Genomic DNA, 11946 nt, shown 5'->3' on the forward strand with positions numbered 1-11946 from the left:
CGGTTCGGGGGGCAGTGGGGTGCTATGAATCCGGTGCTGGAGCCGCTCTTCAAGACGGTGCGGGCGACCCATCCCAAGGCCGACCTGCGCCTGATCGAGCGTGCGTACGACGTCGCCGCCTACCACCACCGGGACCAGAAGCGGAAGAGCGGCGACCCGTACATCACCCACCCCCTGGCCGTGGCGACGATCCTGGCCGAGCTGGGCACCGACGACGAGACGCTGTGCGCGGCGCTGCTGCACGACACCGTGGAGGACACGGCCTACAGCCTCGACGAGTTACGGGCCGACTTCGGCGACAACATCGCGCTGCTCGTCGACGGCGTCACCAAGCTCGACAAGGTGAAGTTCGGCGACGCGGCGCAGGCCGAGACCGTGCGCAAGATGGTCGTCGCGATGTCGCGCGACATCCGCGTGCTGGTCATCAAGCTCGCCGACCGCCTCCACAACATGCGCACGATGCGCTACATGCCGGAGCACAAGCGTCAGCAGAAGTCCCGCGAGACGCTGGAGATCTTCGCGCCGCTGGCCCATCGCCTGGGCATGAACACCATCAAGTGGGAGCTGGAGGACCTCGCGTTCGCCATGCTCTACCCGAAGCGGTACGACGAGATCGCCCGGATGGTGTCGGAGCGCGCGCCCCGGCGTGACCTGTTCCTCCACGAGGTGATCGAGAAGGTCTCGGCCGACCTGCGCGAGGCCAAGATCAAGGCGACCGTCCGCGGCCGGCCCAAGCACTACTACTCGATCTACCAGAAGATGATCGCCAAGGGTGTCGCCTTCGACGACATCTACGACCTGGTGGGCATCCGCGTCCTGGTCGACACGGTCCGCGACTGCTACGCCGCGCTCGGAACGATCCACGCGCAGTGGAAGCCGGTGCCGGGCCGGTTCAAGGACTACATCGCCATGCCCAAGTTCAACATGTACCAGTCGCTGCACACGACGGTCATGGGTCCCGAGGGCAAGGCGATCGAGCTGCAGATCCGCACCCGCGCCATGCACAACCGCGCGGAGTACGGCGTCGCCGCCCACTGGAAGTACAAGGAGGAGATGAACGGCGCCGGGGCGGGCAAGGTCAAGCAGGTCAACGACATGGCCTGGCTGCGGCAGCTGCTCGACTGGCAGAAGGAGACCTCCGACCCCGGGGAGTTCCTGGAGTCGCTGCGCTTCGACCTGTCGGTGTCGGAGGTGTTCGTCTTCACCCCGCGCGGCCAGGTCATCGCGCTGCCCGAGGGCGCGACGCCGGTCGACTTCGCCTACGCCGTGCACACCGAGGTGGGCCACCGGTGCATCGGCGCCCGCGTCAACGGCCGTCTCGTCCCGCTGGAGAGCCGCCTCGGCAACGGCGACACGGTGGAGATCTTCACCTCCAAGTCGCCGGACGCCGGCCCCTCGCGCGACTGGCTGAAGTTCGTCAAGAGCGGCCGCGCCCGCAACAAGATCCGGCAGTGGTTCACCAAGGAGCGGCGCGAGACCGCGATCGAGGCCGGCAAGGAGGCCATCGGGCGGGCGATGCGCAAGCAGGGCCTGCCGCTCCAACGGCTGATGTCCGGCGAGGCGCTGCTGGCCCTCGCCCGCGACCTGCGCTACCCCGACGTCTCCGCGCTGTACGCCGCGGTGGGCGAGGGACACGTCGCGGCCCAGTCCGTCGTGGACAAGCTCGTGCAGAGCCTGGGCGGCGTCGAGGGCGCCGAGGAGGACATCGCCGAGGTTCAGGTCCCGACGCGCCTCAAGGGCCGTCTGAGGGCCAACTCGAACGCCGGCGTGATCGTGGCGGGCGACCCGGACGTGTGGGTCCGGCTGTCGCGATGTTGCACGCCGGTCCCGGGGGACGAGATCGTGGGGTTCGTCACGCGCGGCCACGGGGTCTCGGTCCACCGCACCAACTGCCCCAACGTCGAGCAGCTCAGCACGCAGGCCGACCGGCTGGTGCAGGTGTCGTGGTCGCCGGGCGACGACTCGGTCTTCCTCGTCGCCATCCAGGTGGAGGCGCTCGACCGGCCCCGGCTGCTGTCGGACGTCACGCGGACCCTGTCCGACCAGCACGTGAACATCCTGTCCGCCTCGGTCGCCACGACCAGGGACAGGGTGGCGGTCAGCAAGTTCACCTTCGAGATGGGCGACCCCAAGCACCTGGGCCACGTCCTCAAGGCCGTGCGCAACGTGCAGGGCGTCTACGACGTCTATCGCGTGACCAGCTGAATCAGCTGAACCGCCGCGCCCGCCGTCCGCGGTCTGTGAATGGCGCGACCGGGCGGACCGCACGTCGTCACGGGCCGCCGGCCGTGACCTTGCAGAACCCCGCCTCTGCAAGATCACGTCGCTGGTACCGGAGGATCAGGAGAACTCGGCGAGCGTGCGCTCGGCCTCCTCCAGCCACGAGCGGCGGGCGGCCAGGGCCTCCTCCGCCTCCTTGACGTCCTTGTCGCGGCCCGCCGTACGGGCCTTCGACAGGCGGCCCTCCAGCTGGTCGATCGACCGGCGCAGCTGGTTCACCGTGTCCTGGGCGCGCGCCCGGGCCTCGGGGTTGGAGCGCTTCCACTCGCTGTCCTCGGCCCGCCGGACGGCGTCCTCGACCTTGCGCAGGCCGCCCTCCAGCCGGTCGCGCAGGTCGCGCGGCACGGGTCCGGCCGCCTCCCAGCGCTCCAGCAGCGTCCGCATGGCGCTCCTGGCCGCCCGGGCGTCGGTCACCGGCAGCAGCTTCTCCGCCTCGGCGAGCAGCGCCTCCTTGACCTCGGCGTTGGCCGCGAACGACGCGTCCCGCTCGGCGAACACGGCCGACCGGGCCTGGAAGAACTCGTCCTGCGCGCCCTTGAACCTGGCCCACAGCTCGTCCTCGGCCTCGCGCGAGGCCCGTCCCGCGGCCTTCCACTGGCGCATGAGCTCGCGGTACGCCGCGGCCGTGGCGTTCCAGTCGGTCGAGCCGGCCAGCGCCTCCGCCTCGGTCACGATGCGCTCCTTGGTGCTTCTGATCGCGTCGCGCTGCTCGTCCAGCGTGGAGAAGTACGCCTTGCGCCGCTTGGCGAACGCCGTGCGCGCCGTGGACAGCCTCTTCCACAGCGTGGCCTCGGTGGCGCGGTCGATGCGCTCGGCCGCCTTCCACTCCTCGACCAGCTGGCGCAGCCGCTCCCCGCCGGACTTCCAGTGGGTGGTCTCCTCGGCGATGCGCTCCGCCTCGGCGACGATGCGCTCCTTCGTCTCGCGGGCGTGGGCGCGGGCCTGGTCGCGCGCGGCCCGCACCTCCTCGCGCCGCTTGCCCACGAAGTCGGTCAGCGCCGCGAGCCGCTCCTGCAGGGAGCCGAGGTCGCCGATGGCGTGGGCCTCGGCGACCGCCTCCCTCAGCTTCGCGATGCTCGCCTCGGCCTGCGCGGGCGCCAGGTCGGTCCCGCGCACCCGCTGCTCGAGGAGCTGGACCTGCCCGGCCAGCTCGTCGAACTTGCGGCGGAAGTAGGCCAGCGCCTCCTCCGGCTCACCGGCCTGCCAGGACCCGACGGCCCGTTCTCCCTCAGCCGTACGCACGTAGACGGTGCCGTCCTCGTCTACCCGGCCCCACGGGTCGGTGGTCACCGTGTCCTCCCGCACTTGAATCAGCCTCCAGGGCCCGAAATGCCCTTGGTTGTATTACGTCAGCTCTTGCTGGTGATTGTCACGTCTTTGATGATGACCGGCTGCTTCGGCGCGCCCGTCCCGTCACCTGCGGGACCGGCGATGACGCCCTTCTTGGCGACCTTGTCCAGAATCTCAAGCCCCTTGGTCACGGTACCGAAGGGGGTGTAGTCCGGGGTCAGCCCGGTGTCCCCGAACACGATGAAGAACTGGCTGCCGTTCGTGTTGGGCCCGCTGTTGGCCATCGCGAGGACGCCGCGGGTGTACTTGGCGCCCGTCAGGTTCTCGTTCACGAACCGGTAGCCGGGGCCGCCCTGGCCGTCGGTCGGGTTCTTGCCGTCGGCCTTGGCCAGCGGGTCGCCGCACTGCAGGATCGGGAAGCTCGTGCCCATCCGGTGGCAGTGGGTGTCGTCGAAGTAGTCCTTCGAGGCGAGGAACTTGAACGAGTTGACCGTGCACGGCGCCTTCGACGAGTCGAGCGTCGCCACGATGTCGCCCAGGTTCGTCTTGATGGTCATGGTCGCCGGGGCGGTGCTGACCTTGGCCGGCGGCATGCCCACGTCCTTGACCTGGCCGCTGCCCTTGTCGGCGACATACCCGCAGGTGCCCGTCGAGGGGTCGTACGGCTTGGGGTCGGCGGCGGCCGCCGCGCTCGGCGCCGGCGAGGCCGCGGAGGCCGTGGTGGCGGAGTCCTTGCGTCCCAGCAGGGTCGTGGCGGCGACGACCGCGCCGATCACGACCACGACCGCGACGCTGGTGCCGATGACCGCGTTGCGCCTGGTCTTCCTCTGGCGCTCGACGCGTGCCTGCATCTGCCTCCGGTAGTGCTCCCGGGCCAGCTGCTTCTGACGGTCCTTGCCGGTGACCACTTCGACCTCCCGACTGCGTGTGTTTCCCATGGTCGCGCGCTCGGATCTCGATCTCGCCGAGCGTGCCGCCGCGCCGGGCGGGCGCTCGGCGAAGGGCTGCTCGTTCTATAGCATCCGGCTCGACTACTCCAAGAATGACTATTGAGGTGGGCGAATCGTATCGGCAGACGGGTATTGGTTCGCAGCCCGCCGACCCGCACCGGTACCCTTCGGTTACATTCGCTCGCGTAATCCTTGATACATCCTCACGAGACGCAGAGGCCGCTTCGTGCTCGTCGCCGGGTTTCCCGCAGGGTCGTTCCAGACCAACTGCTATGTCGCCGCTCCCGCCCCAGGCGAGGAGTGCGTCGTCGTCGACCCAGGTCAGGACGCGGTCGCAGGCCTCGACGAGCTGCTGCGCGAGCACCGTCTGAAGCCCGTCGCCGTGCTGCTCACCCACGGCCACATCGACCACGTCTGGTCGGTCGTCCCCGTCTGCGGCGCGCGCGACGTGCCCGCGTGGATCCACCCCGACGACCGCGATCTGCTGTCCGATCCGGCGAAGGGGTTCTCCGCGGAGACGAAGCAGCTGTTCGGGGGGCTGGAGTTCACCGAGCCGGACGACGTCAGGGAGCTGTCCGACGGCGCGACCATGAGCCTGGCCGGCCTGGAGATCACCGTGGACCACACTCCCGGCCATACCAGGGGGTCGGTGACGTTCAGGACCCCGTACGAGGACACCCAGATCCTGTTCTCGGGCGACCTGCTGTTCGCCGGCTCCATCGGCCGCACCGACCTTCCGGGCGGGGACTACCCCACCATCCTGCGCAGCCTCGCGAGGACGATGACGCTGCCGGACGACACGACGGTCCTGCCCGGTCACGGACCACAGACGACAATCGGCCGCGAGCGCGCGACCAACCCCTACGTCAGGGAGGCCGCGCCGCACGAGGGCCCGAGCAGGGGAATCTAATGACGTTTCAGGCGCCCAAGGGCACCTTCGACTGGATGCCGCCGCGTTCGGAGTGGGCGCTCGCCGTGCGCGACGGCCTGTCCGCGCCGGCGCGCCGCGCGGGCTACGGCTACATCGAGACCCCCGCGTTCGAGGACACGGGGCTGTTCTCCCGCGGCGTCGGCGAGTCGACCGACATCGTGACCAAGGAGATGTACACGTTCCAGAGCCGCGGCGGCCAGTCGCTCACGCTGCGCCCCGAGGGGACGGCCAGCGTGGTGCGGGCCGTCCTGGAGCACGGCCTGTACGGCGGCCCGCTGCCCATCAAGCTCTGGTACTCCGGCAGCTACTTCCGCTACGAGCGGGCCCAGGCCGGCCGCTACCGCCACTTCTCCCAGGTGGGGGCCGAGGCGCTGGGCGCGGAGGATCCGGCGCTCGACGCCGAGCTGATCGTGCTGGCCGCCGACGGCTACCGCGGGCTCGGCCTGCGCGGGGTGCGGCTGCTGATCAACTCCCTCGGCTGCAAGGAGTGCCGCCCCGCCTACCGTGCCGCGCTGCAGGAGTTCCTGCGCGGGCTCGACCTCGACGAGCAGACCCGCCGCCGGGTGGAGATCAACCCCCTGCGGGTGCTCGACGACAAGCGCCCCGAGGTGCAGGCCCAGCTGACCGGGGCGCCGCTCGTGACCGACCACCTCTGCGGGGCCTGCAAGGCCTACCACGAGGAGGTCAGGGGGCTGCTCACCGCGGCGGGCGTGGCCTACGCCGACGACCCCCGGCTGGTCCGCGGTCTCGACTACTACACCCGCACCACGTTCGAGTTCCTGCACGACGGGCTCGGCGCGCAGTCGGCGGTCGGCGGGGGAGGCCGGTACGACGGACTGAGTGAGATGATCGGCGGCCCGGCGCTGCCCAGCGTGGGGTGGGCGCTCGGCGTCGACCGTACCGTGCTGGCCATGGAGGCCGAGGGCCTGCTGGGCGAGCGCCCGCGGCACCTCGACGTGTTCGCCGTCCCGCTGGGGGAGGACGCCAGGCGGCGGATCTTCCCGCTGGTCGCGGAGCTGCGCCGGGCCGGCCTCGCGGTCGACATGGCGTTCGGCGGCCGGGGGGTCAAGGGCGCGATGAAGGCGGCCGACCGCAGTGGCGCCCGCTACGCCCTGATCCTCGGCGACCGGGACATCGAGGCGGGCGCCGTGCAAGTGAAGGACCTGACCACAGCCGACCAGACCGCGGTGCCGCTCGCGGAGGTCGTCGACGTTCTGAAGGGGAAAGTCTCGTGATCCGCACCCACGAAGCAGGGACGCTTCGTAAGGAGCATGCCGGCCGGCAGGTGACGCTGGCCGGATGGGTGGCGCGCCGCCGCGACCACGGCGGCGTCGTGTTCATCGACCTGCGCGACGCCTCCGGCTCGGCCCAGGTGGTCTTCCGCGAGGAGGACCACGCCCACGACCTGCGCTCGGAGTACTGCGTCAAGGTGACGGGCGAGGTCCGCCTGCGCCCCTCGGGCAACGAGAACGCCGATCTGCCCACGGGCGAGATCGAGGTCGTCGCCTCCGAGGTGGAGGTGCTGAGCGAGTCGGCCCCGCTGCCGTTCCCGATCGAGGGCGGCGCGGGCGTCTCGGAGGAGGCGCGGCTGAAGTACCGCTACCTCGACATCCGCCGCCAGCAGATCGCGAACGCCCTGCGGGTGCGCTCCCAGGCGACGTACCTGGCCAACGAGGTCATGCGGGAGCGCGGCTTCGTCTACGTCGAGACGCCCAACCTGACGCGGTCCACGCCCGAGGGCGCCCGCGACTTCCTGGTGCCGGTGCGGCTCCAGCCGGGCAACTGGTACGCCCTGCCGCAGTCGCCGCAGCTGTTCAAGCAGCTGCTCATGGTCTCCGGCCTGGAGCGCTACTACCAGCTCGCCCGGTGCTTCCGCGACGAGGACCTGCGGGCCGACCGGCAGCCGGAGTTCACCCAGATCGACATCGAGATGTCGTTCGTCGACCAGGACGACGTCATCGAGCTGGGCGAGGCGCTCGTCGGGCGGATCTGGCGGGAGACCGTCGGCTACGAGCTGCCGGCGCCGCTGCCCCGCATGACGTACGCCGAGGCCATGGCCCGGTACGGCTCCGACAAGCCGGACCTGCGGTTCGGGGTCGAGCTGACCGAGCTGACCGACTACTTCGCCGGCACCTCCTTCCGCGTCTTCCAGGCGCCGTACGTGGGCGCCGTCGTCATGCCGGGGGGCGCCTCCCAGACCCGCAAGGAGCTGGACGCCTGGCAGGAGTGGGCCAAGTCCCGCGGCGCCCGCGGCCTGGCGTACGTGCTGGTCCAGGAGGACGGCACCCTCGGCGGCCCGGTCGCCAGGAACCTGTCGGAGACCGAGCTCTCCGGTCTCGCCGCCAAGACGGGCGCCCAGCCGGGCGACGCCGTGTTCTTCGCGGCCGGCGCCCGGGCGGCCAGCCGGGAGCTGCTCGGCGCGGCCCGCCTGGAGATCGGCCGCCGCTGCGACCTCATCGACGAGTCGCAGTGGTCGTTCCTGTGGATCGTCGACGCCCCCATGTTCGAGGAGGACGGCGAGGGCGGCTGGACGGCCGTGCACCACCCGTTCACCTCGCCGAAGCCGGAATGGGCCGACAACTTCCAGGACCACCCGGGCGAGGCCCTCGCGTACGCCTACGACATGGTCTGCAACGGCATGGAGATCGGCGGCGGCTCGATCCGTATCCACCGGGCCGAGATGCAGCAGCGCGTGTTCGACGTGCTCGGCATCTCCAAGGAGGAGGCGGAGAGCAAGTTCGGCTTCCTGCTGGAGGCGTTCAAGTACGGCCCGCCGCCGCACGGAGGCATCGCCTACGGCTGGGACCGCATCTGCATGCTCCTGGCGGGCGGCGAGTCGATCCGGGACGTCATCGCCTTCCCGAAGACCGCGTCCGGCTACGACCCGCTCACGGGCGCTCCCACGCCCATCTCGGTGGACCAGCGCAAGGAGGCCGGGGTGGACGCCAAGCCCAAGGCGGAGGCCCAGGCCCAGGCGCCGGCCGAGGGCTGATCGAACGCGACGGCCGCCGCCCCCCTCACCGGGGGCGGCGGCCGTCGCGTTCGCGGTGCCGTCGCTAGGAGACCGTGACGTCCCTGATCCTCACCTTGATCTTCGGGGCGTTGGAGCCGCCGTCGTCGCTGGTGATGTCGACGCCGTCCTTGGCGGTGTTCACGCCGCCCTTGACGATCTTGTCGACGATGTCCATGCCCTTCTTCACCATGCCGAAGGGCGTGTACGCCTGCGGGAGCTGGGCGTTCTCGTCGGTGTACGAGATCGCGAACTGGCTGCCGTTCGAGTTGGACGCGTCGCCCGGCTGAGCCATGAAGACCACGCCCCGCGTGTACTGCGGGCCCAGGTTCTCGTCGTTGAACAGGTAACCCGGGCCGCCGGTGCCGTCCGTCGGGTTCTCCCCGTCGCCCTTGGCCTGGGGGTCGCCGCACTGCAGCAGGCCGAGGCCGTTCGTCTCCACTGTCGTGAGGCGGTGGCACACGGTGTTGTCGAAGAAGTTCTTCTTCGCCAGGAACGCGAACGAGTTCACCGTGCAGGGCGCGTCGCCGGTGGCCAGCTCGATCACGATGTCGCCGAGGTTGGTTTTGATCGTCATCGTGCTCGCCTTGATGACGGCCGCGCTCAGCCTCTTCGGCGGGTAGCCGACGAACTTCGCCGGGCTCCCCGTGTCGTCCTTGCGGTACTCGCAGGTCAGCTTGCGCAGGTCCGCGGGCTTGGCCGTCGGTGTCGCCGGGGCCAGCGTCGACGGCACCGCCGAAGGGCCGGCGGACGACGGCGAGGCCGACGCGGTGGCCGCGGCGTTGGTGGTGTCCGGGCCGCCACTGCTGCAGGCCGCGAGGCCGCCCGCCAGTGCGAGGACACCGAGCCCCAGTCCGAGGTGGAAGCCCCGGGAACCGAGGGGGGTCGTGCGCCTGGCCGTGCTCCCGTACGGAGCCGGCTGCTTCTGCCGATCAGTGTCGGTCACCGCTATGCCTTCCCTTTTTCCCTTGTTTACGACTGCTGCGTCACTCTATCCGTGATCCTCGTTGGGTTCGTGTAAAGCAGGCGCCCCACGGGTATCACCACTGGTTCAGTCGCTCATCTTGTTCTCAGATCTTCCTGGGAACCTCCTGGCGATCGAATCCGTATCAGGGTGAGGCGCCGGGGGCACCCTCGCGCGTCCGCCCGGCCCCCGTACTCAGGAGCGATGCAGATGTTCGACCGCGTCTTCGGCCTCCCCGCACATGCCTTGATCGTCCACGCCGCCGTGGCGTTCGCGCCGCTGCTGGCGCTGCTGGCGATCGCGTACGCGGTGCTGCCCAGGTTCCGGCACAAGCTGGACTGGGCGCTGGTGCTGTGCGCGCTGGCCGCGCCGGTCTCCGTGTTCGCGGCCAAGGAGAGCGGCGAGGCGCTGGAGCACCGGATGTTCCACGGGAACACCCCGGAGGCGGTGGAGTTCCACTCCTCGTTCGCGGACTTCCTGCTGCCGCTGACCGCCGTGCTGGCCGTCGCCTCCCTCGTGCTGGTCTTCCTCACCCGCGCGCGGCGCGGCCCCGAGGGCGCCTCAGGCCCCGCTCCCCGCGCGCTGACGGTCGTGGTCTCGGCCGTCTCCGTGGTCCTCGCCGTGGCCGTCGCGTACTACGCCGTACGGGCCGGGCACAGCGGCGCGACGGCGGTGTGGGGTGGCCAGGGGTAGTGTCGGCGATGTGGAGAGCCTGTTCGACTCGGCGGCCGAGGAGGCCCATAGAAGCCAGGAGCCGCTCGCGGTGCGCATGCGCCCGCGGTCGCTCGACGAGGTGATCGGCCAGCGGCACCTGCTCGGACCGGGCACCCCGCTGCGCCGCCTCGTGGAGAGCGACGCCCCCATGTCGCTGTTCCTGTGGGGGCCGCCGGGCACGGGCAAGACCACGCTCGCCTACGTGGTGTCCAACGCGACCCGCCGCCGGTTCGTCGAGGTCTCGGCCGTGTCCGCGGGCGTCAAGGACGTGCGGGCCGCGATCGACCAGGCCCGCCGCGACCTCGGCATGACCGGCAGGCAGACCGTGCTGTTCGTCGACGAGGTCCACCGGTTCAACAAGGCCCAGCAGGACGCCCTGCTGCCGGCCGTGGAGAACCGGTGGGTGACGTTCATCGGCGCTACCACGGAGAACCCGTTCTTCTCGGTCATCTCGCCCCTGCTGTCGCGGTCGCTGCTGCTGACGCTGGAGTCCCTGAGCGAGGACGACGTGCGGGCCGTGCTGGAGCGCGCCGTGGCCGACCCCCGCGGCCTCGACGGACGCGTCGCCGTGCGGCCGGACGCCCTCGACCAGCTCGTACGGCTGGCCGGCGGCGACGCCCGGCGCTCGCTGACCTACCTTGAGGCCGCCGCGCTGCTGGCCGGCGAGGTCACGGTCGAGGTGGTGGAGAAGGCGGTCGACAAGGCCGCGGTGCGCTACGACCGGCAGGGCGACCAGCACTACGACGTGATCAGCGCGTTCATCAAGAGCATGCGCGGCTCCGACGCCGACGCGGCGCTGCACTACCTGGCCCGCATGGTCGAGGCGGGGGAGGACCCCCGGTTCATCGCCCGGCGGATCGTGATCTTCGCGTCTGAGGACGTGGGCATGGCCGACCCGACGTGCCTGCAGGTCGCCGTGGCGGCGGCCCAGGCCGTGGAGTTCATCGGGCTGCCCGAGGGGCGGATCAACCTGGCCCAGGCCGTGATCCACTGCGCGCTCGCGCCGAAGTCCAACGCGGTGGTGAAGGCCATCGGGGCGGCCTCCGACGACGTACGGCGGGGGATGGTCGGCCGGATCCCCGGCCACCTGCGCGACGCCCACTACCCGGGGGCGAAGAAGCTCGGCCACGGCACGGGATACCAGTACCCGCACGACTTCGAGCACGGGCTCGTCCGGCAGGACTACGCGCCCGAGGAGGTGCGCGACCGGCGCTACTACGAGCCCACCACGCACGGCGCGGAGGCGCGGTACGGCGAGCGGTGGGCCCGGATCAGGGACTTCCTCAGAGGCGGCTGAGCCCGTTTTTCCCGATCGGGCGGGGCGCCGGGGCGTGTGGTGCGGATCGGCGGGCAGGGCGTTCGCGGTAAGGTCTTGCCATTCCAGCTCCGGTGATCTAGGGAGAACGGGACATGCTTACCGCGGGAGAGCTCGCGGGCCTGGTCGTCGCCATTTTCTGGGCGATCCTGGTCTGCTTCATGGCCGTCGTGCTGGTCAGGCTGGCCCGGCTGCTCACCGAGACCACGAAGTCGGTGGCCGAGCTGAGCGACCGGCTGGCGCCGCTGCTCGACGACATGAGCCAGACGGTCTCGGAGGCCAACCGGCGGCTGGTGGCGGTCGAGGCCGTCACCGAGAACGTCCGCGAGGTGAGCGGCAACATGGTGAAGATCACCTCGGTCGTCTCCGCGCTGGTCGCCGGACCTGTGATCAAGATCTCGGCGCTGGGACACGGCCTGCGGGTCGCGATGGCCCGGCGCGAGCGGCGCGGCCCGGGCCGCTGGGCGCGCGCCGTGCGGACCGCCGAGCGCC

At 70.8% G+C, this 11946-nt stretch carries 11 protein-coding genes; 8 read left to right on the forward strand and 3 right to left on the reverse strand.

All coding sequences use genetic code 11. The annotated features are described in order from the left end of the window. Window positions 1-24 precede the first annotated feature (24 nt). Window positions 25-2205: a RelA/SpoT family protein gene (locus tag MPTA5024_RS38715; RefSeq protein WP_157099961.1), complete on the forward strand. Its 2181-nt coding sequence runs from the start codon at window positions 25-27 to the stop codon at window positions 2203-2205. Window positions 2206-2340: 135 nt separating this feature from the next. Here the strand turns inward: MPTA5024_RS38715 and MPTA5024_RS38720 are convergent, their stop codons facing one another. Together MPTA5024_RS38720 and MPTA5024_RS38725 are read right to left on the reverse strand one after the other, a co-directional pair. Then, entirely contained in the window at window positions 2341-3585 is a 1245-nt protein-coding gene (locus MPTA5024_RS38720; RefSeq protein WP_232326817.1) for a DUF349 domain-containing protein, read from the reverse strand. A gap of 44 nt (window positions 3586-3629) precedes the next feature. Continuing rightward, entirely contained in the window at window positions 3630-4478 is an 849-nt protein-coding gene (locus tag MPTA5024_RS38725) for a peptidylprolyl isomerase (protein WP_232326818.1), read from the reverse strand. Between MPTA5024_RS38725 and MPTA5024_RS43140 the strand changes: the two genes are divergently transcribed. The 4 genes from MPTA5024_RS43140 (at window position 4471) to aspS (ending at window position 8443) form a co-directional block, all read left to right on the forward strand. After that, the gene (locus tag MPTA5024_RS43140) at window positions 4471-4623 is read left to right on the forward strand and encodes a hypothetical protein (RefSeq protein WP_198167683.1); all 153 of its coding nucleotides are present in this window, start codon (window positions 4471-4473) and stop codon (window positions 4621-4623) included. The two genes, MPTA5024_RS38725 and MPTA5024_RS43140, sit on opposite strands and share 8 nt — an antisense overlap. 123 nt (window positions 4624-4746) lie before the next feature. Further along, window positions 4747-5430: an MBL fold metallo-hydrolase gene (locus MPTA5024_RS38730; RefSeq protein ID WP_036333547.1), complete on the forward strand. Its 684-nt coding sequence runs from the start codon at window positions 4747-4749 to the stop codon at window positions 5428-5430. Next, window positions 5430-6686, forward strand: a complete 1257-nt coding sequence (hisS, locus tag MPTA5024_RS38735; RefSeq protein WP_036333549.1) for a histidine--tRNA ligase — start codon at window positions 5430-5432, stop codon at window positions 6684-6686. Before MPTA5024_RS38730 ends, hisS begins: the two co-directional genes overlap by 1 nt. Then, window positions 6683-8443, forward strand: a complete 1761-nt coding sequence (gene aspS / locus MPTA5024_RS38740; protein WP_036333551.1) for an aspartate--tRNA ligase — start codon at window positions 6683-6685, stop codon at window positions 8441-8443. The genes hisS and aspS overlap by 4 nt, the downstream gene beginning before the upstream one ends. Before the next feature lie 64 nt (window positions 8444-8507). Here aspS and MPTA5024_RS38745 read toward each other — a convergent pair whose 3' ends face one another. Beyond that, on the reverse strand, window positions 8508-9407 hold the full coding sequence (locus MPTA5024_RS38745) for a peptidylprolyl isomerase (protein WP_036333553.1): 900 nt from the start codon (window positions 9405-9407) through the stop codon (window positions 8508-8510). Between the two features lie 222 nt (window positions 9408-9629). Between MPTA5024_RS38745 and MPTA5024_RS38750 the strand changes: the two genes are divergently transcribed. The 3 genes from MPTA5024_RS38750 to MPTA5024_RS38760 all read left to right on the forward strand — a co-directional run. Beyond that, entirely contained in the window at window positions 9630-10118 is a 489-nt protein-coding gene (locus MPTA5024_RS38750; RefSeq protein ID WP_051459200.1) for a DUF2231 domain-containing protein, read from the forward strand. 10 nt (window positions 10119-10128) lie between these two features. Then, window positions 10129-11436, forward strand: a complete 1308-nt coding sequence (locus tag MPTA5024_RS38755; protein ID WP_036333555.1) for a replication-associated recombination protein A — start codon at window positions 10129-10131, stop codon at window positions 11434-11436. 113 nt (window positions 11437-11549) lie between these two features. After that, window positions 11550-11946 (forward strand): DUF948 domain-containing protein (locus MPTA5024_RS38760; RefSeq protein WP_063794879.1); only part of this gene is annotated, 397 nt, incomplete at its 3' end.

The organism is Microbispora sp. ATCC PTA-5024 (assembly GCF_000511135.2).
Taxonomy (GTDB): domain Bacteria; phylum Actinomycetota; class Actinomycetes; order Streptosporangiales; family Streptosporangiaceae; genus Microbispora; species Microbispora corallina.